23 protein-coding genes and 1 tRNA gene are annotated in these 22,827 nt (G+C 68.1%); 11 read left to right on the top strand and 13 right to left on the bottom strand.

Annotated features, from left to right (window positions below; genetic code table 11):
• Positions 1–68 precede the first annotated feature (68 nt).
• Positions 69–2,300 carry a catalase/peroxidase HPI gene (gene katG / locus E1300_RS27940; protein ID WP_131760061.1) on the bottom strand — a complete coding sequence of 744 codons (2,232 nt, stop codon included), beginning with the start codon at positions 2,298–2,300 and terminating at the stop codon, positions 69–71.
• Positions 2,297–2,758 (bottom strand): Fur family transcriptional regulator, encoded by a 462-nt coding sequence (locus tag E1300_RS27935; protein ID WP_131760060.1) that lies wholly within the window; start codon positions 2,756–2,758, stop codon positions 2,297–2,299. Before E1300_RS27935 ends, katG begins: the two co-directional genes overlap by 4 nt.
• A gap of 293 nt (positions 2,759–3,051) precedes the next feature.
• Between E1300_RS27935 and E1300_RS27930 the strand changes: the two genes are divergently transcribed.
• The 3 genes from E1300_RS27930 (at position 3,052) to E1300_RS27920 (ending at position 5,878) form a co-directional block, all read left to right on the top strand.
• Positions 3,052–3,273 (top strand): hypothetical protein, encoded by a 222-nt coding sequence (locus tag E1300_RS27930; protein ID WP_131760059.1) that lies wholly within the window; start codon positions 3,052–3,054, stop codon positions 3,271–3,273.
• Positions 3,274–3,938: 665 nt separating this feature from the next.
• Positions 3,939–4,772 carry a glycoside hydrolase domain-containing protein gene (locus E1300_RS27925; protein ID WP_131760058.1) on the top strand — a complete coding sequence of 278 codons (834 nt, stop codon included), beginning with the start codon at positions 3,939–3,941 and terminating at the stop codon, positions 4,770–4,772.
• 2 nt (positions 4,773–4,774) lie between these two features.
• Positions 4,775–5,878: a WD40/YVTN/BNR-like repeat-containing protein gene (locus E1300_RS27920; RefSeq protein ID WP_131760057.1), complete on the top strand. Its 1,104-nt coding sequence runs from the start codon at positions 4,775–4,777 to the stop codon at positions 5,876–5,878.
• Between the two features lie 20 nt (positions 5,879–5,898).
• On the opposite strand, the gene E1300_RS27915 is transcribed toward E1300_RS27920, so the two are convergent.
• The gene (locus E1300_RS27915; RefSeq protein ID WP_131760056.1) at positions 5,899–6,345 is read right to left on the bottom strand and encodes an Lrp/AsnC family transcriptional regulator; all 447 of its coding nucleotides are present in this window, start codon (positions 6,343–6,345) and stop codon (positions 5,899–5,901) included.
• Positions 6,346–6,406: 61 nt separating this feature from the next.
• On the opposite strand from E1300_RS27915, the gene E1300_RS27910 reads away from it, so the two are divergent.
• Entirely contained in the window at positions 6,407–7,252 is an 846-nt protein-coding gene (locus tag E1300_RS27910; protein ID WP_242619434.1) for an LLM class flavin-dependent oxidoreductase, read from the top strand.
• Positions 7,249–7,689, top strand: a complete 441-nt coding sequence (locus E1300_RS27905; RefSeq protein WP_131760055.1) for a nucleoside deaminase — start codon at positions 7,249–7,251, stop codon at positions 7,687–7,689. Before E1300_RS27910 ends, E1300_RS27905 begins: the two co-directional genes overlap by 4 nt.
• Positions 7,690–8,036: 347 nt before the next feature.
• Here E1300_RS27905 and E1300_RS27900 read toward each other — a convergent pair whose 3' ends face one another.
• A complete protein-coding gene (locus E1300_RS27900) occupies positions 8,037–8,549 on the bottom strand; it encodes a hypothetical protein (protein WP_131760054.1) in 513 nt (170 codons plus the stop codon).
• Between the two features lie 417 nt (positions 8,550–8,966).
• On the opposite strand from E1300_RS27900, the gene E1300_RS27895 reads away from it, so the two are divergent.
• The 3 genes from E1300_RS27895 (at position 8,967) to E1300_RS27885 (ending at position 13,154) form a co-directional block, all read left to right on the top strand.
• Complete coding sequence (locus tag E1300_RS27895; RefSeq protein ID WP_242619435.1) at positions 8,967–10,112, top strand: pentapeptide repeat-containing protein; 1,146 nt, start codon at positions 8,967–8,969, stop codon at positions 10,110–10,112.
• Positions 10,113–11,500: 1,388 nt separating this feature from the next.
• A complete protein-coding gene (locus E1300_RS27890; RefSeq protein ID WP_131760052.1) occupies positions 11,501–12,550 on the top strand; it encodes a ParA family protein in 1,050 nt (349 codons plus the stop codon).
• 259 nt (positions 12,551–12,809) lie between these two features.
• Positions 12,810–13,154 (top strand): hypothetical protein, encoded by a 345-nt coding sequence (locus tag E1300_RS27885; RefSeq protein WP_131760051.1) that lies wholly within the window; start codon positions 12,810–12,812, stop codon positions 13,152–13,154.
• Positions 13,155–13,327: 173 nt separating this feature from the next.
• On the opposite strand, the gene E1300_RS27880 is transcribed toward E1300_RS27885, so the two are convergent.
• Both E1300_RS27880 and E1300_RS27875 read right to left on the bottom strand, forming a co-directional pair.
• Positions 13,328–14,140 carry an inositol monophosphatase family protein gene (locus tag E1300_RS27880; RefSeq protein WP_131760050.1) on the bottom strand — a complete coding sequence of 271 codons (813 nt, stop codon included), beginning with the start codon at positions 14,138–14,140 and terminating at the stop codon, positions 13,328–13,330.
• Positions 14,137–15,021, bottom strand: a complete 885-nt coding sequence (locus tag E1300_RS27875) for a DUF5919 domain-containing protein (protein WP_131760049.1) — start codon at positions 15,019–15,021, stop codon at positions 14,137–14,139. The genes E1300_RS27880 and E1300_RS27875 overlap by 4 nt, the downstream gene beginning before the upstream one ends.
• Positions 15,022–15,335: 314 nt before the next feature.
• Here E1300_RS27875 and E1300_RS53540 point away from each other — a divergent pair, with 314 nt between their 5' ends.
• Complete coding sequence (locus E1300_RS53540) at positions 15,336–15,461, top strand: hypothetical protein (protein ID WP_278045395.1); 126 nt, start codon at positions 15,336–15,338, stop codon at positions 15,459–15,461.
• A 159-nt stretch (positions 15,462–15,620) separates the two neighbouring features.
• Positions 15,621–15,914: a hypothetical protein gene (locus E1300_RS27870; RefSeq protein ID WP_131760048.1), complete on the top strand. Its 294-nt coding sequence runs from the start codon at positions 15,621–15,623 to the stop codon at positions 15,912–15,914.
• A gap of 412 nt (positions 15,915–16,326) precedes the next feature.
• Here the strand turns inward: E1300_RS27870 and E1300_RS27865 are convergent.
• The 7 genes from E1300_RS27865 to E1300_RS27835 all read right to left on the bottom strand — a co-directional run bounded on the left by E1300_RS27865 (position 16,327) and on the right by E1300_RS27835 (position 22,380).
• Positions 16,327–16,401, bottom strand: a tRNA-Val gene (locus E1300_RS27865).
• 77 nt (positions 16,402–16,478) lie between these two features.
• Entirely contained in the window at positions 16,479–17,663 is a 1,185-nt protein-coding gene (locus E1300_RS27860) for a geranylgeranyl reductase family protein (protein WP_131760047.1), read from the bottom strand.
• Positions 17,664–17,699: 36 nt separating this feature from the next.
• Positions 17,700–18,338 (bottom strand): dienelactone hydrolase family protein, encoded by a 639-nt coding sequence (locus E1300_RS27855; protein ID WP_242619433.1) that lies wholly within the window; start codon positions 18,336–18,338, stop codon positions 17,700–17,702.
• Between the two features lie 149 nt (positions 18,339–18,487).
• Positions 18,488–19,396: a proteasome assembly chaperone family protein gene (locus E1300_RS27850; protein ID WP_207399989.1), complete on the bottom strand. Its 909-nt coding sequence runs from the start codon at positions 19,394–19,396 to the stop codon at positions 18,488–18,490.
• Between the two features lie 125 nt (positions 19,397–19,521).
• Complete coding sequence (cbbX, locus tag E1300_RS27845; RefSeq protein WP_242619432.1) at positions 19,522–20,454, bottom strand: CbbX protein; 933 nt, start codon at positions 20,452–20,454, stop codon at positions 19,522–19,524.
• Positions 20,455–20,501: 47 nt separating this feature from the next.
• A complete protein-coding gene (locus tag E1300_RS27840; RefSeq protein WP_131760045.1) occupies positions 20,502–20,945 on the bottom strand; it encodes a ribulose bisphosphate carboxylase small subunit in 444 nt (147 codons plus the stop codon).
• Position 20,946: 1 nt separating this feature from the next.
• The gene (locus E1300_RS27835) at positions 20,947–22,380 is read right to left on the bottom strand and encodes a form I ribulose bisphosphate carboxylase large subunit (RefSeq protein ID WP_131760044.1); all 1,434 of its coding nucleotides are present in this window, start codon (positions 22,378–22,380) and stop codon (positions 20,947–20,949) included.
• 197 nt (positions 22,381–22,577) lie between these two features.
• On the opposite strand from E1300_RS27835, the gene E1300_RS27830 reads away from it, so the two are divergent.
• A partial coding sequence (locus E1300_RS27830) for a helix-turn-helix domain-containing protein (RefSeq protein WP_131760043.1) occupies positions 22,578–22,827 on the top strand: 250 nt, incomplete at its 3' end.

The following is a 22,827-nucleotide window of genomic DNA, read 5'->3' as shown; positions in this document are numbered from 1 at the left end:
CGCCCGGGGGCGGCCGGTCAGCGGCGAACGTCCGGACCGGCCCGCGCGGACCGGCCCGGACGGCCGCGTCAGACCAGGTCGAACCGGTCGGCGTTCATGACCTTCGTCCACGCCGCGACGAAGTCCCGGACGAACTTGCCCTTCGCGTCGTCGCTCGCGTAGACCTCCGCGAGCGCCCGCAGCTCGGAGTTCGAGCCGAAGACCAGGTCCGCGCGGCTGCCCGTCCACCGGACCTCGCCCGTGGCGGCGTCGCGGCCCTCGAAGACGGTCTGGTCCTCCGACGTCGCCTTCCACACCGTGCCCATGTCGAGCAGGTTGACGAAGAAGTCGTTGGTCAGCGTCCCGGGCGCCGTGGTGAGCACGCCGAGCGGCGACCCCGCGTGGTTCGCGCCGAGGACCCGGAGGCCGCCGACGAGGACGGTCATCTCCGGCGCGCTCAGCGTCAGCAGGTTCGCCCTGTCGATCAGCAGGTACTCGGCCGGCAGCCGGTTGCCCTTGCCGAGGTAGTTGCGGAACCCGTCCGCGGCCGGCTCCAGCGCGGCGAACGACTCCACGTCCGTCTGCTCCTGGGACGCGTCGACGCGGCCCGGCGTGAAGGGCACCTCGATGTCGAACCCGGCGTCCCGGGCGGCCTTCTCGACGGCCGCGCCGCCGGCCAGGACGATCAGGTCGGCGATCGAGATCCGCTTGCCGCCGGTCTGCGCAGCGTTGAACGCCTCCTGGATGCCCTCCAGGGTCCGCAGCACGACCCGGAGCTGGTCGGGGTCGTTGACCTCCCAGCCGATCTGCGGCTCCAGCCGGATCCGCGCGCCGTTGGCGCCGCCGCGCTTGTCGCTGCCGCGGAACGTCGAGGCCGACGCCCACGCGGCGGACACGAGCTGGGACACCGTCAGCCCCGACGCGAGGACCTGCTCCTTGAGGGACGCGACGTCCGCGGCGTCCACGAGCTCGTGCGCGACCTCGGGCAGCGGGTCCTGCCACAGCAGCGTCTCGGACGGCACCTCCGGGCCGAGGTAGCGGACGACCGGGCCCATGTCGCGGTGGGTGAGCTTGAACCAGGCGCGGGCGAAGGCGTCCGCGAACTCGTCGAAGTTCTCCATGAACCGCCGCGAGATCTGCTCGTAGACCGGGTCCACGCGGAGCGCGAGGTCGGTCGTCAGCATCGTCGGGTGGGTCCGCTTGGACGGGTCGTGCGCGTCGGGCACGGTGCCCGCGCCGGCGCCGTCCTTCGGCCGCCACTGGTGGGCGCCCGCGGGGCTCTGGAACAGCTCCCACTCGTAGCCGAACAGGATCTGGAAGAAGCTGTTGTCCCAGGTGGTCGGCGTGTCCGTCCAGATGCCCTCAAGACCGCTGGTGATCGTGTCGGCGCCCTTGCCGGTGCCGTGCGAGTTCGCCCAGCCGAAGCCCTGCGCCTCCATCGGCGCGGCCTCAGGGTCCGGGCCGACCGCGTCGGCCGGGCCCGCGCCGTGGGTCTTGCCGAAGGTGTGGCCGCCCGCGATCAGCGCGACCGTCTCCTCGTCGTTCATCGCCATCCGGCGGAACGTCTCGCGGATGTCGCGGGCCGAGGCGAGCGGGTCCGGGTTGCCGTTCGGGCCCTCCGGGTTGACGTAGATGAGGCCCATCTGCACCGCGCCCAGCGGCTCTTCGAGCTCGCGGTCACCCGTGTACCGCTCGTCCCCGAGCCAGGTCGTCTCGGGCCCCCAGTAGACGTCCTCGTCCGGCTCCCAGACGTCTTCGCGCCCGCCGGCGAAGCCGAACGTCTTCAGGCCCATGGTCTCCAGCGCGACGTTGCCGGCGAGGATCATCAGGTCGGCCCACGAGAGGCTCTGGCCGTACTTCTTCTTCACCGGCCACAGCAGCCGGCGGGCCTTGTCCAGGTTGCCGTTGTCCGGCCAGCTGTTGAGCGGCGCGAACCGCTGCTGCCCGGCCCCGGCGCCGCCGCGGCCGTCGCTGATCCGGTAGGTGCCGGCGCTGTGCCACGCCATGCGGATGATGAACGGCCCGTAGTGGTCGAAGTCCGCCGGCCACCAGTCCTGCGAGGTCGTCAGCACCTCGGCGATGTCGCGCTTGACGGCCGGGAGGTCGAGGGCCTGGAACGCCGCGGCGTAGTCGAAGCCCTCGTCGAGCGGGTTCGACACGGCGGGGTTCTTCGCGAGGATCTTCAGGTTGAGCCGGTCCGGCCACCACTGGCGGTTGCCGCCGCCCTGGGTCGGGTGCGGGGCGCGCGTGTGCGCGACCGGGCAGCCGCCCTCGCCCTCCGCCTTCGGCTCGGTGACGATCGCGTCGTGGTTCTCGGTCATGTCCGTCCTTCGTACTGAGTGGGTGTCACGGGATTGGAGGAGCAGGCCGGGCACAGTCCCCAGAAGGTGATCTCGGCTTCGTCGATGGTGTAGCCGTGGTCGGTGGTGGGGGTGAGGCAGGGAGCCTGGCCGGTGGCGCAGTCGGTGTCGGCGACGGCGCCGCAGGCGCGGCAGACGATGTGGTGGTGGTTGTCGCCGGTGCGTCCCTCGAAGCGGGCCGGGCTGCCGGCGGGTTCGATGCGGCGGACGAGCCCGGCATCGGTGAGGGCATGCAAGGCCTCATAGACCGCTTGCAGGGAGATGTGGCCGACGCGCTCGCGGATGCCGGTGGCGATGGCCTCGACACCGAGGTGATCGCCCTCGCGGACGGTCTCCAGCAGCGCGACGCGGGCGGCGGTCACTCGCAGGCCGGCGCCGCGCAGTTCCTCGGCGGCACTGGAGGCCCGGGACGCGTTCATGCCGCCAACCTACCCTCCCAAACACGAATAGTTCAAGTTAACGAACGATCCAAGTCTTTACCGGGCCCTAGACTCCCCCGATCGGCACGAAGCCCCCAGGATGCGGCGCATGACACCATCCACCCCTTCCAGCCCTCCCGGAACAGATCTCCCAAAGCTATACGCACCCGCTGCAATCAACTCAACACTCTGGGTTAAGAAGCGGGAGTGGGACGGCCGAGGACCTCGGCCTTCACACGATCTACGAACAATGCAACCGGAGCCCTGGGGTTCCGGCGAGAAGGGGACTCACCATGACGCGACGCGCACGGCTCATCCTGACGGTGGCGATGACGATGGGGGCACTGGGGAGCCTGGCGCCCGCCGCCACCGCGACCCAGCTGCCGGACAAGGGACACGGCGGGTTCGAGCACGGATACGACCACGGCTACGGCCACGTCTGCGGCGGCCTGCTCGGCCCGATCCTGAACCTCAACATCCCGATCCTCAGCCCCGGTTCTTGGCAGTACTGCTGACGAGGGCGGTGCCGCACCGGCACGGCAAGAGGGCAACCGCGACGAGTGCCGGACCCGCCTCGGACGACGACGTCCGCCGGCGACCCGGCACTCTGGAGGAAACCACTACGGGAACATCGCCCGGCCTCGGCCGTGGGGTTCACCCCCCACGACCAGGCCGGGCGAACCCGTCCCCCCACCCCCCGCCATCGCGCATTTCACGCAGGCGCCTGCACAGCACGCCCCCGCCACACATCAATGCCCCCGAAATGACGCCCCCGTCCCCCTCAAACTCGCTGACCTGGCCCACCGCCGCCCGTTCCGCCCGCCCGGTTAGACCAGGCGTATGCAGCGGCGCCGAGGAGCGCAGAAACCTCCACCGAAGTCCCGCCCAATCAGGACCCTCTCACCTCGGCCGCCGTCATCCCGGCGCCTTCCGGTCGCTTCCATGAGGTCGCCGACCGCTCTCCGCGCGACCAAGTGAAAGTCCCCGGACAGGGCGCGTTACCGGCGATTCGTGCCACAAGAATGGAGCGGATCCTGACAGATCGCGTCCGTGCATTCCCGTGAGAGCAACATAAGATCTGGCTGGATCGATCCACGGACACCGACGTGAAGTGCGCTTCCAACGCTCGGGACGCGTTGACTCCCAGTTCCCGGGCGTCCCCCCGCCTGGAGGTATCCGCATGCACCACCGCGTCCGCAAACCCCGCCGACTCGCAGCCGCAGCGGCCGTCCTGGCCGCCTTAGCCTCCGTCTCCCCCGCTCCCCCGGCCCTCGCGTCCTACGGCAACAGCATCCACATGGGCTGGGACGCCTGCGCCGCCTCGATCGCCAAGGCGCAGGCGTTCTGGACCGACACCCCCTACTGGAACATGGGCCTCTACCTCGGCGGCTCCGCGTACGGCAGCGGCTGCAAACGGTGGACGTCCTCGGAGGTCTCCCAGCTCCGTTCCATGGGCTACAAATTCTTACCGCTCTGGGTGGGGCCGCAGGCGCCCTGCACGGGTTTCGGCAGCAGGTTCAGCTCCGACACCGCCACCGCCTACTCCCAGGGCAGAACCGAAGCGAGGTCGGTGTACAACGCGATGGTCGCGCTGAGCTGGGACACCCTCAACGCGCCCGCCATCTACGACCTCGAAGGCTTCGACACCACCAACGCCGGATGCCTGAACGCGGCCAAGTCGTTCATCGACGGATGGGTGTACCAACTGCACGTCGCGCCCGCACAGAAGGCCGGCGTCTACGGGTCGAGCTGCGCGTCCGGCCTCAACTCCTACGCGGGAATCGCGAACGTCCCCGACTTCATCCACGGCGCGAACTGGAGCGGAGTCAAAAGCACCTCGACCATCGCGTGCATTCCGAGCGGCAATTGGACGCAGCGGCAGCGGCACAAGCAGTACCAGGGCGGGCACAACGAGACCTGGAACGGCGTGACGATGAACGTCGACAGCGACTGCTCCAACGGCCCCGTCTACCCCGCGCCCGACGCGCTGACCAGCCCGCAGGGATGTGAGTGACGATGATGCGACGGCTGATCCCCCTCGCCGCGGCGCTCCTCGGCCTCTCCGCCTGCGGGACCGTCCAGGCCGCCGACGAGTCCCGCGTCCAGACCGGCGGCGCCGCCCCCATCGACGCGGCGCTCGTCACGTCCGGCTTCGGCTGGGTGCTGACGTCCGACCGGCTCCTGCTCACCACGGACGGCGGCGCCCGGTTCAGCGAGGCCAGACCGCCGGTCCCCGTCACCGACGCACGCGCCGCCCACTTCACCGACGCCATGAACGGCTACGTCGCGGCGTCCGACGGCGACGGGATCACCACCGCCCGCACCGCCGACGGCGGCCGCACCTGGACGACCGCGACACTCCGCGATCCCTCCGCGCCCGCCGAGTACGGACGGCTGCGGACCGCCTTCCGCGACGCCGCCCACGGCGCCGTCCTGGCGCAGACGTCCGCCACCGCGATGTCGTCCGCGGCCACGCTCTTCACCACCGACGACGGCGGCGCCACCTGGTCGGCACGCCGCGCTCCGGTGAGCGGCGAGGTCGCCCTCGAACCGTCCGGCCGCATCTGGGTCGCGGGCGGCGTCGCCGGCGACCGCCTCAGCTTCACCACCGACCAGGGACGCCACTGGACCGACGCGAAGACCCAACTCAACGGCTCAATCGACACAAAGGCCATCGCACCTCCCGTAGACGGCGTCCTGCCCGTCACGGTCGTGGACGGCTCCGACCGAACCCAGGTGGCGCTCCTGACGTCCACCGACCAGGGCCGAAGCTGGCGCGAAAGCCGTGACCGAATCGACGTGCACGGACGCACGGGCCCCGGCGTCCGCATCCCGGTGGCACCTTCCACCGGCGGCCTCCTGGTCGTGGACACCGCGGGCAGCCACGCCTACCGCGTCCCGTCCCGCGAACCCGCCTCGGACGTCCGTCCCACCGGCCTCCCCGAGGGCGCGGACGCCGTCACCTTCGCGCCCGGCGGACGCACCGGCTGGACCCTGGCGACCTACGGCCGCTGCACCAAGGGCAAGACCGGCTGCACCCTCTACCACCCACTCCTGACGACCACCGACGGAGGCGCCACCTGGCGCCAACTGCGAATGTGGCAACAGAGACTCAACTGACGCCCCCGCCCGACCGGCCCTCAGGGCCGGTCGGGTCCGCGGTAAGGCAGCGTCTGGCTGTAGACAACGCTGGTACTCGTGGTGCCGAAGCCGGCCAACTCGTCCACAACCCGCTCCAGATGCTCCATGGACGTCGCAGCGACCTTCAACGTGTAGCAGTCGTCGCCCGTCGTGCGCAGGCACTCCAGGACCTCCCGGCGCTCGTCCAGCAACCGGCGCAACGGCTGATGATGGTTGCCCGGATACTTCAGCCGGACGAGGGCCAGAACGGGATAGCCGACCTTGGCCAGATCCACCACGGCCCGATAGCCGGTAATGATGCCTCGCGCCTCCAGTTGCCGCACCCGTTCGGTGGTGGCCGAGGCACTGAGGCTCACGCGCCGCCCCAACTCGCTCAGGGAGAGCCGGGCCTCCCCTTGCAACTGGTCGAGGATCGCCCAATCGACGTCGTCCAGATCAACGGTCATTCCGCGAACCTACCGGCAGATTCACGGCACAACCCCGCCACAACCGGGAGAAGTCCGTTCCATGATCGTCGTGGAACGGTATAGCTTCACCGTCATGCAACTCGGCGTCAATGTGGCGAACTTCGGGCCCGGGACGGACCCCGGCGTGCTGCGCGAATGGGCGGCGGTGGTGGAGGGGCTCGGATTCGACATCCTCATGATGTCGGACCACGTGGCCATCACCGCGGACGTGGCCGAACGGTACCCCGAGCCGTTCTACGAACCGTTCACCACGCTGTCCTGGCTCGCCGGCATCACCACCAGGGTGCGGCTGGGCACGACCGTGCTCATCCTGCCCTACCGGCATCCGCTCCTGGTCGCGCGCATGGCCGGCAACCTCCAGCAGCTCAGCGGCGGCCGATTCGTGCTGGGCGTCGGCGTCGGCTGGGCCCGCCAGGAGTTCGAGGCGCTCGGCGTGCCGTTCGGCGAGCGCGGCAGACTGACCGACGAGTACCTGGCCGCCCTACGGGACACCTGGCGCACGTCCGACGACACTCCCCCGGTGCCCATCTGGGTCGGCGGCAGCAGCGACGCGGCGATCCGGCGCGCCATCACCTTCGGCGACGCCTGGCACCCCCTGCACAGCACACTCGCCGAGCTGCGCTCCACCCTGACCGACTACTCCCAGCTCAACTTCGCGCCCCGCATCGCCCTGCGCCTGACCACCGAACCGGTCGAAGACAAAGACCGCCTCGCAGGCGTCGGAACCCTCGACCAGATCTTGGACGACCTCGACCAGATCCGCTCGATGGGCGCCGAAACCGTCGTCCTCGACCCCTATCACGGCGATCCCGAAGAAACCCGCAGACCCCACGAAGCCTGGCGGGCGCTCACCGCCGTGGCCACCCACTGGAAAGCGACGTCATGATCACCCCAGCTGACGAGGAACACCTGCGGCGCGCGATCGCCATCGCCGCCCACGCCATCACCCTGGGCGACGCGCCCTACGGCTCCCTCCTGGTCGGTCCGGACGGCGCGGTCCTCACCGAAGCGCACAACACGGTACGGCGCGACAACGACATCAGCGCCCACCCCGAACTGAAGCTGGCCCGCTGGGCAGCTCGCGAACTCGACCCCGCAACCGCAGCAGGCACCACCATGTACACGAGCTGCCAACCCTGCGGCATGTGCACCGGCGGCATCGTCCGCTCAGGCCTCGGCCGAGTCGTCTACGCCCTCTCCACAGAACAGCTGGTCGCCCTGAACCCCTCAGGAGCCTGGCCGACAGTGCCCCAGGAAGGCCCAGCCCTCTTCGACGAAGCAAGAACCCCCATAGAGGAGTACTACCGCCAAGGCCAGGAATAGCACGATCGTCCTTGCCGGAGATGATCGCGACAGCTACCGTGCGAACGTGGACTCCATGTACGGAGCGGCATACATCGGGCTAGGCGTCCTCTTCCTTCTCACCGGATGGCTGCTCCCGCTGCTCCGCGCCTTCCGCGCACTGAGCCCCGAGAACCGCCTGATGAGACCCCTCCCCTGGTGGGCAACCCTGCTCCTACTCCCCCCTTTGGCACTACTAGGAGCAGCGGGCCTATTCGCGACCCTCCTAGGAGTAGCCACAGTCGCAAAGTGGGACTAACCAGCAGCCGCACTCCCGAGTCACGCATGACGCAAGCAAGCCAAGACGGACGAGGGTCCCGGAGCGCCGATCATGCACACGACCGCTTGTCTCCGTTGCGCGGGACGATGAGCTTCGTACTGGCGTCCGAGTGGGGCGGGAGCTGAGTCGCGCCGAGCCCGTCGGCCTGCGCCACCTTGGTCAGCCATTCACCCCAGGCATCGTCCACCAGAATCGCCTGGAACACGTACCGGACGTGGGCTCCCTTCGCGTCACCGACCTGAGTCCGCACGCGCCAGTGACCACCGTCGTCGGGGTCGACCTGCACGGGGTTGAAGTAGAACGTGCTGTCTTCGTACTCCTGATGCGCGAGCCAGATCGCCTTGCCTTTCGGAGCCCGGCCGACACCTGAGATCGTGGCGCACATCGGAAGCTGCCCGGAGTCGGGCATGGAGACCTTGAGCGCGACGCTCTCCCGCCGCCACGGCGGCGTGAGGCGGAAGTCGAAGATCGCCTGCAACAGCGAGGCGACCGTCACGCATCCCAACAAGATCTCGCCATACGTCCGCCTGTGGGCGCTCAGGTGGGCGGTGAAGGCAGACATACCTCTCCTCGCGGCAGTGAGCAGTCAGCAACACTCCATAACGTAATCAGACGATCACAGATCGTCAGTTAGTTCATCAATCCGTTACCATCTCCGCACACGGAGTAACCAAGATCGTCAGGCGCAGTCGCTCTCCCACCTCCAGAAGGCTCATCGCTTACCGGAGGACGTCACCTCGGCCGTGTACATGTAGAGCACGCGGCGACCGCCGCACCGACCGGTGACGATTCCGGCACGGAGGAAGCTGGCAGCGCGGTCAGATGGTCACCGCGGGCACCGTCCTGACCACCGTCACCGACGGCAAGGTCGTCGCCGTCCACGCTCGCGACCGGGGCGACTTGCCCTGTTCTGATCACGACGCCACTCGCACGGCACACCTGTCAGCCTGCCGGATGCGCCCAGACGGGACTCGTGGCGATGTTCGGCCACAGGCGGCCGTTGGGCTCGTCCGCAGGTGCCGGCAAGACACGCTGTGCGAGCGTCTTCATAAGACGGTCCAACATTCATCCGGGGGACGCGATGCCGGAGCCCGGCGATGGCGCGAGTAGCGAGGCAGCCCCGAGGCAGCGGCGCTGGTGGGGACGTCGGCCCGCAGTACCTGAGCCCACTGCCGCCGAGCTGGCGGCGCTGCCCGCCAGGGACCGTCTGGAACTGCTGGGCCAAGGACGGCAGGCCCGCCACCAAACGCTCAACAGCATCGGCATCGCGTTCGGGGTCGTGTTCACCGCCGCCAGCCTCATCGCGACCGCCTTCACCGTCCGGACCGCGCAGGACGATCTGCGGACCAGCAAGGAGGGGCAGGTCACCGACCGCTACACCAAGGCCGTCGAGCAGTTGGGGTCGAACAAGGCGGAGGTGCGGATGGGAGGCATCTATGCCCTCGAACGCCTGATGGACGACTCGCCACGAGACCGGCGCACGATCACCGAGGTCCTGGCCGCCTACGTCCGCACCCACGCTCAAGACCGACCTCCGACCGGCTCGGACAAGACACGGTTGGCCGTGGACGTCGAATCGGCTCTGACCGTGATGAGGCGAGCCCCACGGCTCACGGGCGTCGTCATCGATCTCCGCAACGTCGACTTCCACGGCAAGAATCTCATCACCGCGAAGCTCACCCACGTCAATCTGGTCGGCGCGAACCTGGCTGACGCGAACCTGGTCGGCACGGATCTCGCCGATGCGAACATGGGCGGCGCGAACCTGACCCGTGTGAACCTGGCAGCCGCGCGCCTGTCCAACGCGAGCATGACCTACGCGGATCTGACCGAAGCCGACCTGACCGGCGAGAAGCTGGCCGGCCAAGGCATATTCGCAGCAGACCTGACGCATGCGAACCTGCTCGGCGCGCGTCTCACCAGGGCCCGCCTATCCGGTGTACGGCTGTCCCGTGCAGATCTGGTCCGCGCAGACCTGACCGGAGCGGACCTAAGGAACGCAGACCTCTCCAGTGCGAATCTGTTCGGCGCGAACCTGGCCGGCGCGGACCTCCGTGGAGCAGAGGGCGTGTCCGAGAACGCCGTCCGGCAAATCGCCCGCACAAACAACAAGACACGGTTCTAACGCCCCTATCCGCGACGCCGCGTGGTCATCCCCGGCCCCTTCACCTCGACCGGAACCATGTCCGCCGCAGACCTCGGCTCCCCGGCCAGGGTGGCCAATCCCCGGCTATCGGCGGAGGCCAGCGCCGTCCGGGCGTTGGCTCGGGCTCAGCGACCGCCGGAGGGCAGCCGGACAGAACCGCAGGACGGTGACGCCTCTACGGGCGATCGTCCCGCACCTGCGGCGGAATCTCGGCAAGTTCACCGGGCGGAAGATGGCCAGCCCGCACGGGAAGGCTCGCACCCGTGGGCTAATGGCACGCCGATGGCACGGGACCCCGTTTCCTTCACTTGGGAACGGGGGCTTTTGGTGGTGGGCGCGGCAGGTTTCGAACCTGCGGCCACTCGCTTGTAAGGAGCCGTGAAGATCCGAACGGCGCCCCTGACCTGCACCCGGCCACCACCCTCGGACGCTTCGTCCCCACCGCCCAGACGACCTAATGGCACGCGCCCGGCCCCGATACCGCAGCTCGATCATGCTTCTGACCTGCCCAGAACCATGCATCACACGGGCCTCAATGGCACGCGAATGGCACAGCGCCCTCGCCTGCGTGCCACGCGCACCCCCTCCCGCCTGAGCTTCCCGTCTGCCGTCGTCCCGCGCTCCGCGCTGCCGGGCCAGGGCCAGGGGGTGAAAGTGGAGCGCCCCACCGGACGAACGACCTTCACCCCCTGGCCCTGGTCTGGTGGATCTCCGATCGGGACAGCGGCAGACGGGAAGCTCAGGCATCCCCAACCCCGGACGACCGTCACGAGCACGCCCCGAGCTTCCCAGAGCCAGAGCCCCCCGCCGGAGGCGCTTGAACCTCGGCTTCGTGTGGGGACCAGGGCGGCGGCGCGACTCCGTGACCGCCGGCGCCTGGCGGACGGAGCTGGCGCATCGCGATGCGCGGCCCGGCGCGGCCGTCCGGTGACCGGCGCCCACGCCGCACGCTCCGGGCGGCCAGGCGCGGGGCCGCGCAGCGGCCCAAGCGCCGCCGCCCCTTGATCCAAACCAGCCCAATTCGGCAGTGCTTGGCACTGCTACGAGTAAGTTGAGCGCCGTCCGAAAGTACTCCCATGAGTCGCCTGGCCAGGCTCCACACGCCCAGACAAGTCTCCGATCGCCCACTCATGCTGACAGCACCGCTCGCACACCCCTCGCGGGAGAGGTCACCAGTACAGCGAGCGCCATCCGCTCTTGTCAGTCCAACTTGTCGTTAGCCCTGTCGTCAGCACAGGCGGACGACTAACCTGTCCCATAGGGGTGAGTGCAGCAGTGCTAACAGGTTGGCGGTACATCTTCAGGTGTCGAGTATCCGCCAACCGTCCGACGTATATCATGGATTCGATGAAGAATCGGGTGAATAAATGGCAACCAAGATTGCGCTCTTCAACAACAAAGGCGGCGTGAGTAAGACCACGACGTGCTTCAATCTTGGATGGATGCTCGCCGAACAAGGCAAGCGGGTTATCATGGTTGACGCCGACCCACAGTGCAATTTGACTGGCATGGTTCTCGACCTAAGCGGAGAAGATGCTCTGGAAGATTTCTATATTGAGAACCCTGGAAGGAACCTTAAGGATGCTCTAGAGCCAGCCTTCAAGTCCAGGCCGGTACCACTCACCGCTGTCGACTGTGTCGAGGTATCAAACCGTGGAGGGCTCTTCCTAATTCCGGGACATGTCGCACTGGCCGAGGACGAGACTTCACTCGGCATAGCACAGCAGCTCTCTGAGTCTCTACAAGGGCTCCGGAATCTGCCGGGCAGCTTCGCTCACCTGTTTGACATTACAGCCGATAAATACCGAGCCGACATCATCCTACTGGATCTAAGTCCCGGCCTGGGATCGATCAATCAGAACCTTGTAGCCACGGCTGACTACTTTCTTATGCCGTGCAGCCCTGACATATTCTCCGTTATGGCTGTCGACTCCCTTGCTCGGATCGTTCCCCGATGGGCGGATTGGGCCAGAAGGGCATCAAAGCTTGAAGTCCTCAACGAAGCCGACTACCCGTTCCCCGAACCAGATCTGAAGTTTCTCGGAGTACTTGTACAGAGATTCCGGCTGAAGAGCGGTAAACCTACGCGCGCCTTCCAGGATTACTTCAATAAGCTGAACGCCGCAGTTGCGGAAACTCTGGTTCCCGCATTGAGCAAGGCAGACATTCTTCTGCCCTCCGAAGCATACACAAGCGCTGGCTTGGACAGCGATTATGTATTGGCTCAGATCTCTGACTTCAACACACTAATCGCACATTCACAGCAATCCCGCAAGCCAGTATTCGCTCTGACGCAGGCGGATGTGGGGCGCCAAGGTCGGCTGTGGGGAAGTACCGAGAACAGCATTGCCAACTTCCGACAGACATTCGAGGATCTTGCAAGTAAGGTCATCGAGTTGACTCAAGGCGGGAACTAGAGCCTTGAGTTCCTGGCGATACCGACAATTCGAGGAAAACATCGGGCGGGCGCGGGAGCTAGTAGGATTAGGGCAGTCGTTCGCGAGCATAACAGTTGGACGCATCGACGCAACAGACATGTACCGTGCTGCCCTAGTGCAAGCCATAGCGGCTGTAGATACCTATGTGCATGGCATGGTCCTGGACTATGCCGTCGAGATCCTCACGGGACGACGCCAGCCTGGCAGTGCGACGCAGGTAGGGCTTCACTTTGGGGCAGTGAGCGACATGCTTGCCGCACCGTCGCCGGTGGATCTAGAACTTCGAGCCCGATCTCACATCGCAGAGCGACTTGGCAGGGAAACATTCCAAAAACCCGATGATATCTCCAGGGCGTTTGCGATGGTCGGTATCCGCAAGATATGGTCCACCGCGTTCGGAGTGGATGCCGAGCAAATGAAGACCACTCTTAGCGTTGCCGTAAATCGCAGAAATCGAATCGTGCATAGCTGTGACGCCGACCCGGCAAATCCCGGACAGTTTCAATCACTAACTGACGGTGATGCGTTGAGTGCAGCCAATTCGGTAGAGCAAATCATCAAGGGGATTAACTCTCTTTTGTAACATTTAAGTCGACTGAGCACTGCCCCAAAGTCTTGCGTCATCTGCCTGTCATAGATAACAAGGGAACTCTTCTCCGCACGGCACACCCCGGTCCGCCACGGGTGGTTACTTGTGCGCGCCGCACGGAGTTGACCGCCCCTCTCAGCAGGCTAGGTGAAGCCTTCCTGGACGCATTAGCGACTGGATATGTGTTGGGCTGTTGCGGTGATCAGGGAAGAGATATCCTCGGCGACTGCTGCTGCTGTGGCGACTGTAGCGGTTGAGGTGAAGGTGTGGGCGGTGCCGTCTTGGTCGGTTACTTTGGCTCCGGCTTCGCGGGCGATCACTACGCCGGCGGCTGTGTCCCAGGGCTTGTTGGACAGGGTGATGCTTGCGTCTAGTTTGCCTTCGGCTACCCATGCGAGGTCGATGGCGACTGAGCCGAGCATGCGGACGCGTTGGACGTTGGCGGCCAGACGCTCGGTCAGGGCGATGCGGAGGCGGTTCTTGGCTGCGGCGCCTTCGCCTACTGCGTAGTCGCCTATGGCGACGATGGCGTCTTTGAGTTCGGTGGTGGCGCTGGATTGGATGCGGCGGTCTCCGACGTAGGCGCCGGTGTGCTGGGCGGCGTGGTAGCGGGTGCCTAGGAAGGGTAGGTCGATGACGCCTACGACTGGGCGGCCCTTCTGGATGAGGCCAAGTGAGAAGCCGCATAGAGGGATGCTGCGGACGAAGTTGGCGGTGCCGTCTACGGGGTCGATGGCCCAAAGCAGATCACCGGTTGTGTCGCCGGTGATGCCTTCTTCTTCGCCGAGTATCGCGATGTCGGGTGTGCGCTCTTTGAGGTAGTCACGGACGGCACGTTCTACCGCGTAATCGACTTCGGAGGCCATGTCGCGGTCGCCCTTGGCGGTGAGGAGGCCGGGGACGCGGGTGCGCACTAGGTCACTGGCGATCTCGGCCGCTTTGAGCGCGACGGGAAGCAGCGATGCGGGTGCGTCGGTCATACGGTGCGGCCTCGTTCCCATAGCGAGTTGAAGATCTCTTCGAAGGTCCCATACAGGCCGGTGCCGGTCGAGTTGCGCTCGGCGAGGAAGGTGGGCGAGTCGACGCCTCGTGCCTGCGGTAGGTAGGGCTGCATGACGCATAGGCGGTCGTCGATGAGCGTGATGTTGAACCGGATCGTCTCGTCGTAGACGGCGATGGCCAAGCGGTCGCGGGCTTCGGACGACAGGCGGTTGCGTAGACGTGTGAGGACTTCGATGTTGAGGCGGGTCAGTGTGGTGAGGTGGTTGTCGGTGTATCCCTCTTCCTTCTCGCGGGCTCGGATCGCCTGACCCTCCGGATCGAGGAAGAGAGTTTGCAAGGTGGTGCCGTTCTCGATGAGGCGGTGTAGGCGTTGGTCGGGGTACTGCTGGCACAGCATGTTGAGCGACAGGCCGGCGGCTCGGATCGTGGTGGCGCCGTCCAGTAGGGCATGCGGCGGGTGGGCGAACGAGAACTCGGCGCGAGTGGCGAACACGGCGGTGACGTCGGCATGGCTGGCGCTGCTGACGCGGTCGGCGGTCGACTCCAGCTCGGAGCGCTCGTCGATGACGCCATAGGCCGTGGGCTCGTCCGCCAGGACCTCGGGCGGGCACGGGGCGAAGAGCTCGTCCGCCGTCCACTCGGGGAACATCGCCTCAAGGACGCGGCAGTGATCGGTGTAGGGCAGCCGTTTGAGTCCGCCGGAGGTCCAGCGGTGAAGCTGGGCGCGACTCGGCGCGGTGTCGGTCAACTCGGGAGAGATCTTCTTGGCGGCCTCGTTGTAGGCGGCGCGGAAGGTCCCGTAGCGGTGAAGGCGCCGCTCGCGGATGACGACTTGAAGCAGGATCGGTTGGGAGGTCACCGGCCCGTCCTCTCTGTGACGTCCTCAGGCTAGAACCGTCGTGCGACAGAAGACGAGACAAAGTCGAGACAGTTGCAAGACGTTGACGTCCGAGACGAGATGATCGTGGCCTCGTGACGCGACGTGGTTCGTTGGCACGGTTGCGTCATGGCGAGCGATTGCACCTCCTGCGGCGGACGCGGCTTCAAGCGGCGGGTGTCGCGACGGACGTTGGCGCCCGGACACGTCGCGGGCGTCCCGGCCGAAAGGCGCCAGGACGACTGCCCTGACTGTCTGGGTACCGGCTCCGAACCGGAGCGGCAGGAGGCGGCATCGTGAGCCATCACCAGGACGAGTTGCCGCTCTTGATGGAGCTGTACGCGGTTTTGCTCAAGCTGGGTCTGGGCGTCCATCTGCACCGCAGCCTGCCGGGCCTGCTGGTGGCCAATGACCGCCCGTGACCGGTCTTGCTGACGGTCGAAAGACATCCCAATCGGCAGGCCGGTGGCGCGGTCGAGGGTGCTCCACGTGTGATCATGCCAACCCCGTTGTGATCACGCGCGGCGACCGGGTGGGCTCCCGCGTCACCGGCTCTGCCTTCCAACGGAACGAGGGCAGTGATGCAGTTCAACATGTCCCGAGACACCGAGCTTCGGCTGCTGGGTGACCTCTGCCGGGCTCTGGCCAGGCGTGGAGTCTGCGTACAGATGCGTGACGCGATTCCAGGGCTGACGATTGCGCGACCGGGCGGAACAGCTCTGGAGGTCATCGGCTACGTCGTCATCAGCAAGACCAAAGGACAGTTCTCCTGGTGGCGCGTCGACAACCTGCACCCGGTCTCGGACGTGGACGGCGCCGCCGAGCAGATCACGGCCTTCATCGCCGACCCCACGCCGCGACAGCCATCGTCATGAGTCGGGCTGGCGGACGCGTCCCTGACGACGTCACGGCCGCCGTCCTCACCCTGCAGCGTCGCTTCCCCGGCTCGTCGGTGTGGTTCGGTAGCCACACCTTGCGCTGGTGGGCGGTGATGCCTTGCACGGCCTGGTGGGTGCTCATAGAGGCGCCAAGCCCCACGCAGCTGGCCGAGAAGATGACGGAGGCTCTCGGGACAGGTGTGCCGCACGGCGTCATCGGGCCTATCAACGCTCGTATTCGTGGCAACGTCCCCCAGTCTCGGGTGGAGCTGGGACGGCGGGCGGTGCCGGACTAGCTCCGGCCTATCTAAGAGTGAGGTGCGGGAGGCTAATGCCTCATGAGGCCTCGCACCCGTGGGCTAATGGCATGGGACCCCGCTTCCCTTCACCTGGAACGGGGTCTTTTTGGTGGTGGGCGCGGCAGGTTTCGAACCTGCGGCCACTCGCTTGTAAGGCGAGTGCTCTACCCCTGAGCTACGCGCCCGCGTGCTCGTGACCGGGAAAGCGTACCCGGTTCGTGGGGGCGTTCGCGAAACGGGACGGGGCGGCCGTGGGCTGCGGTCAGGAGGGTGGGGTGATCTTGGTTAGGGCTGCTGCGAGGCGGTCGGGGAGGCGCGGGGTGGTGGGGGTTGGGAAGTCGCCCAGGGCTTTCAGGGCGAAGTGCGTCAGGGATGGGTGGGCGAGCGCCTGGCGGGTGGCCAGGCGCATCACGGACGGGTGTTCTAGGGCGGCGGTGAAGGCGCGGCCGAGGGTGAAGGTGCTGCCGTGGGCCTGTTTCAGGGTGGACGGGTAGCCGTACAGGGTTCGTTCGCGTTGGCCGGGGGTGGGGCGGGAGAGGGCGGTGGTGATGGTGTCGGCGGCCAGGCGGGCGGCTTGGAGGGCGTAGGCGATGCCTTCGCCGGTGGACGGGTTGATCATGCCGCCGGAGTCGCCGGTGAGGAGGAGGCCGGGGACGTAGTGGGGCTGGCGGCTGAAGCCCATGGGGAGGGCGGCGCCGCGGACGGGGCCGGTGGCGTTGGCGGGGGTGAGGGCCCATTCGGGTGGAAGGGGGGCCAGCCACTGGTCGAGGAGGCGGCGGTAGTCGGCGTGGGCGGTGCGGAGGAAGGCGACGCCGACGTTGCAGGTGCCGTCGCCCATGCCGAAGATCCAGCCGTAGCCGGCGGGGGCGAGGTCGAAGTCGATCTCCAGGTGGGCGTCGTCGTGGCGGGGGCTGCGGTAGTAGCGGCGGGCGGCGACGCCGATGGGACGGTTTGCGCGGGGGCGGAGGCCGAGGGCGACGGCGAGGCGGGACGAGGCGCCGTCGGCGGCGACGACGAGGGCGGCGTGGTGGTCGGAGGTGGGGGTGCGGACGCCGATGACGCGGTTCGTGTGGTCGAGGAGGGGGGCGGTGGCCTTGGTGTTCTCCAGGAGGGTCGCGCCGGCGGCGACGGCGTTGCGGGCGAGGAGTTCGTCGAGGTCGGCGCGGGTGCGGGTGAGGCCGAAGGCGCCGTCGGGCCAGGGGAGCTCCAGGGTGCGGCCGGCGCCGGTGAGGCGGATGCCCTCGGTGCGGAACCAGCCGGGGGTAGTGAGGTCGATGCCGAGGGTCATCAGTTCGTGGACGGCGCGGGGAGTGAGGCCGTCGCCGCAGACCTTCTCGCGGGGGAACGCGGTCTTCTCCAGGAGGAGGACGTCGAGTCCGGCGCGGGCGAGGTGGCACGCGGCCGCGGAGCCCGCCGGGCCCGCGCCCACGACGATGACGTCGGCCATGGGGTCATGCTGCCCCGGGCGGGCGGTGACGATGCGTCACAGGTGGCGGTTGAACCATTCGGCGGCCTGGGTGGTGACCTCTTCGAGGGCGCCGGGTTCCTCGAAGAGGTGGGTGGCGCCGGAGATCACGTGGAGTTCGGCGTGGTCGAGGCGCTTGCGTGCCCGCTCGTTGAGGTCGAGGACCTCGGTGTCCTGACCGCCGACGATCAGCAGGACGGGGGCGTGGACGCGGGGCAGGGAGGGGCCGGCGAGGTCGGGGCGGCCGCCGCGGGAGACGACGGCGGCGATCTTGTCGGGGCGGGCCGCGGCGGCGGCGAGGGCGGCGGCGGCGCCGGTGCTGGCACCGAAGAGGCCGATGGCGAGGCCGGCGGTGACGGGGGCCGATTCCAAGCCCTCGGCGAGGCGGTCGACGGCGCCGATGAGGCGCATGGTGAGCAGTTCGATGTCGAAGCGGAGGTGGGCGGTGACGGCGTCGAGCTGCCCTTCGTGCTCGGTGAGCAGGTCGATGAGGAGGGTGCCGACGCCGGCGGCGTTGAGGCCGTCTGCCACGGCGCGGTTGCGGGGGCTGTGCCGGGAGCTGCCGCTGCCGTGCGCGAAGACGACCATGCCGGTCGCCTCGTCCGGGATGGTCAGGTCGCCGGGCAGCGCGGCGTCGCCGGAGTCGATGGTGATCACAGGTTCGGTGCGCCGGCGAGGGACGCGGCGACCGGCGTCGTGGTGTTGGCGTTCATCGGTAACCCCCTGCGGTCCGCCTACCCAGCGGTCGCGGGGATATACCGGATCAGGCCCCTGGGGGCGGCTCCCAGCCCCCCGGGGCCTCCAGGTCAGGAGGGGGTCTCGGGGCCGTCCTGCTCGGCGAGGAAGCGCTCGAACTCGGCGCCGAGCTCCTCGGCGGTGGGCATGTCCTGGGCCTCGGCGAGCAGGTTCTCGCGCTCGGACGCGCCGGCGAAGGCGTCGTACTGCTGCTCCAGGGCGTGGACGACCTTCTCGACCTCGTCGTTGCCCTCGACCTGCTCGGCGATGTCGGCGTCGGTGCGGGCGGCGGCCTCGCGGAGCCGCTCGGTGGGCAGGACGAGGCCGGTGGCGGCCACGATCGCCTCCAGTGCGGCGAGGGCGGCGGCCGGGTAGGCGGACTGGGCGAGGTAGTGGGGGACGTGGACGGCGAGGCCGAGGGCGTCGTGCCCGGCCTCGCCGAGCCGCAGTTCCAGCAGCCCGGCGGCGCTGCCCGGGACCTGGACCTTGTCGAACCAGGAGTTGCGGGTGACGAGCTCGGGGCGGGTGGCGTGCGAGGTCAGGCCGACGGGGCGGGTGTGCGGGACGCCCATCGGGATGCCGTGGAACCCGACGGCCAGCTCGACGCCGAGCCGTTCGACGAGGTGGACGACGGCGCCGGTGAAGCCCTCCCAGAGCCGGTCGGGTTCGGGGCCCGACAGCATGAGGAAGGGGCTGCCGACGTCGTCGCGGAGCAGCCGGACGACCAGTTCGGGGGCGTCGTAGGACGCCCAGTGGTCGCGGTCGAAGGTCATGCTCGGGCGGCGCGCGCGGTAGTCGATCAGCGAGTCGACGTCGAAGCGGGCGATGACGCGGTGCTCCAGGGCCTCCAGGAGGTGCTCGCGGACGAGCTGCCCGGTGGAGCCGGCGTCCACGAAGCCGTCGAGGCTGTGCAGCAGCACCGGCCCGGTCATTTCCGGGATGTCGGTGTCGAGCTCGTACAGATCCTCAGGGTTCAGCAACTTCTCCCCCACATCGTCATGTCGATGGTGCCAACACTAGGACATGTGGAGGTGCATCCCTGGAACGAGTGTGAGCACGATCGCACTCTTGAGGGCTTGCCCTACCGGCCGGTAGCGGTTGTGGGTCAGGTGAACACGCGGCTGGCCAGGAAGTCCTCGGCGCGGAGGGTGGTGAGGGCGGCGCGGTCGACCTCGCCGCCGTCGGCGAGGAGGCGGCTCGCGTGGCGGAGCCGGGCCCGTTCGATGGCGTTGCGGACGGACCGGGCGTTCGCGAAGCGGGGCCTGGTGCGGCGCCGGTCGAGGTAGTCGCGGAAGACGGGTTCGGCCTCGGGGGCGAGCTGGTAGCCCTCACGGTCCATCATCAGGTGCCCGATGGCCTCCAGTTCGGCGGGTTCGTAGTCGGGGAAGTCGATGTGGTGGGCGATCCGGGAGCTCATGCCGGGGTTGGACGCGAAGAAGGAGTCCATGCGGTCCTTGTAGCCGGCGAGGACGACGACGAGGTCGTCCCGCTGGTTCTCCATGACCTGGAGGAGGATCTCGATGGCCTCCTGGCCGTAGTCGCGCTCGTTCTCGGCCCGGTACAGGTAGTACGCCTCGTCGATGAACAGCACGCCGCCCATGGCCCTCTTGAGGACCTCCTTGGTCTTGGGCGCGGTGTGGCCGACGTACTGGCCGACGAGGTCGTCGCGGGTCACGGAGACGAGGTGGCCCTTGCGGACGTAGCCGAGGCGGTGCAGGAGCTCCGCCAGGCGGACGGCGACGGTCGTCTTGCCCGTCCCGGGGCTGCCCGTGAAGCACATGTGCAGGTTGGGACGTCCGGAGTCGATGCCGAAGCGGGCGCGGACGCGGTCGACGAGGAGGAGCGCGGCGATCTCCCGGATGCGGGTCTTGACCGGGACGAGCCCGACCAGTTCGGCGTCCAGGGCGTCCAGGACCTCGTCGGCGTGGGATTCGGCGCGTTCCTTCGCGAGGTCGATGAGCGCGTCGGGTGGGAGCGGGTCCGGTGCCTTACCGTCCGGTAGCGGTTCCCCGGTGGCGGGGTCGTCGAGAGGAACCACCGGGGAACCGTTCTCGGACGGGCGCATACCGAACCCGAGCCTGTCGCTCAACGGTCGCCCTCGGGACGGTCGAGCCCGTAGCGGTCGCCTGCGGGGCGGTCGAGCGCGTAGGGGTGCATCCGGTAGCGGACGCGCCGGTCGGAGGTCTCCTCGCGGTCGAGCCGGAAGCCGGGCTCCTCGGGCGGGCGCTGCACGATGAACGACAGCGCCGTGGTCTGCCGCCCGTAGCTCGCGTCGTAGGCGTTGAGCCGGATGTAGTGGGACGGGTAGGCCTTGCGGCACTCCTTCACCTCGTACAGGACGCCCGCCGGGTCGGTGAGGTCGAACATCGGCAGCCCCCACATGTCCCAGTAGGAGTTGCGCGGGTGTGGGTCGTCGGTGAACTCGATGGAGCAGGGCCAGCCGCGGTCCAGGGCGTAGGCGACCTGGAGGGTGATCTCGTCGTCGGTGAGCTCGGGCAGGTACGAGAAGGTGCCTTGGGTGATCCTCATGTCACACGCTCACAGGGGTCTCGACGACGTCGGGGGTGTCGGTGGACTCGTAGGTGAACGTGATGTCGCCCCAGGTGGACAGCGCCACGTCCAGTTCCCGGCTGTGCTTGGCGGCCTTGCGGAGGATGTCGGGGCCCTCGGCCAGGAAGTCGCGGCCCTCGTTCCGCGCCTTGATCATCGCTTCGAGCGCGACGCGGTTGGCGGCGGCGCCGGCGGCGATGCCCATCGGGTGGCCGATCGTCCCGCCGCCGAACTGGAGGACGACGTCCTCGCCCAGGTAGTGGAGGAGCTGGTGCATCTGCCCGGCGTGGATGCCGCCGGACGCGACGGGCATCGTCCCCGGCAGCGAGGCCCACTCCTGGTCGAAGTACAGGCCCTTGACCGGGTCGGCGGCGATCTTGTCGAGGCGGAGGGTGTCGTAGAACCCGGCGACGCTGTTCGGGTCGCCTTCGAGCTTGCCGACGACCGTCCCGGCGTGGATGTGGTCGACGCCCGCCAGGCGCATCCACTTGGCGATGACGCGGAAGCTCACGCCGTGGTTCTTCTGCCGCGTGTAGGTGGAGTGCCCGGCGCGGTGGAGGTGCAGGATCAGGCCGTTCCTGCGCGCCCACTTCGCCATGGACTGGATCGCGGTGTACCCGATGGTCAGGTCGATCATGACGATGACGCTGCCGAGGTCGCGGGCGAACTCCGCGCGCTCGTACATGTCCTCCATCGTCGCGGCGGTGACGTTGAGGTAGTGGCCCTTGACCTCGCCCGTGGACGCCTGCGCCCTGTTCACGCCCTCCATGCAGTACAGGAAGCGGTCGCGCCAGCGCATGAACGGCTGCGAGTTGATGTTCTCGTCGTCCTTGGTGAAGTCGAGGCCGCCGCGCAGCGCCTCGTAGACGACGCGGCCGTAGTTGCGGGCCGACAGGCCGAGCTTCGGCTTGACGGTCGCGCCGAGCAGCGGCCGGCCGAACTTGCCGAGGTACTCGCGCTCCATCACGATGCCGTGCGCCGGCCCCTGGAACGTCTTGACGTAGTGGGGCGGGATCCGCATGTCCTCCAGGCGGAGCGCCTTGAGCGCCTTGAACCCGAAGACGTTCCCGATGATGGACGAGGTCAGGTTCGCGATCGACCCCTCCTCGAACAGGTCGAGGTCGTAGGCGATGTAGGCGATGAACTGGTTCTCCTGGCCCGGTACCTGCTCCACCCGGTAGCACTTGGCCTGGTAGTTCTCGTAGGAGGTGAGCCGGTCCGTCCAGACGACGGTCCAGGTGGCGGTGGACGACTCGCCCGCGACGGCCGCGCCGGCCTCCTCCGGGGGGACGCCCTGCTGGGGCGTGATCCGGAAGGCGGCGAGGATGTCGCTGTCCTTCGGCTGGTAGTCCGGGCGCCAGTAGCCCATCTCCGCGTACGGGATCACGCCCGCCGACCATCTGCCCGCGCTCATCGCCGCTTCTCCTCTGCCGACCGGCGGGACGCGGCGCCCGCCCCGCGAAGGACGGCATGCCCAGGGGAAGGGGGCGGGCGCCGCGTCCCGGTCACGTGGAACCGTGGACGCTCCGAGGGTGACCCGACAACACTTGCGCTGTCCATCAAGTGTTCTACGGTGAAGCTTGAGCATTTGCTTCAACCAGGAGGCCGCCTGTGACGGAGAACCGGCTGCGGACGCTCGTGGCGCTCGCCGACACCGGCTCCGTCCGTTCGGCGGCGCGGGAGCTGTACGTGACCGAGTCCGCGGTGTCGGCGGCGGTGGCGGCGCTGACCCGGGAGCTCGGCGTCCCGCTCGTCCGGCGGGTCGGGCGGGGGGTGCGGCTGACCGCCGCCGGGGCCGTGTACGCGGGGTACGCGCGGCAGGTCCTCGGGCTGCTGGAGGAGGGCCGGGCCGCGGCGCGCG

This window comes from Actinomadura fibrosa (assembly GCF_900659615.1).
Taxonomy (GTDB): Bacteria; Actinomycetota; Actinomycetes; order Streptosporangiales; family Streptosporangiaceae; genus Spirillospora; species Spirillospora fibrosa.
Note: the sequence above shows the minus strand (reverse complement) of the source record. Positions and strands in the feature narration are given on the sequence as shown.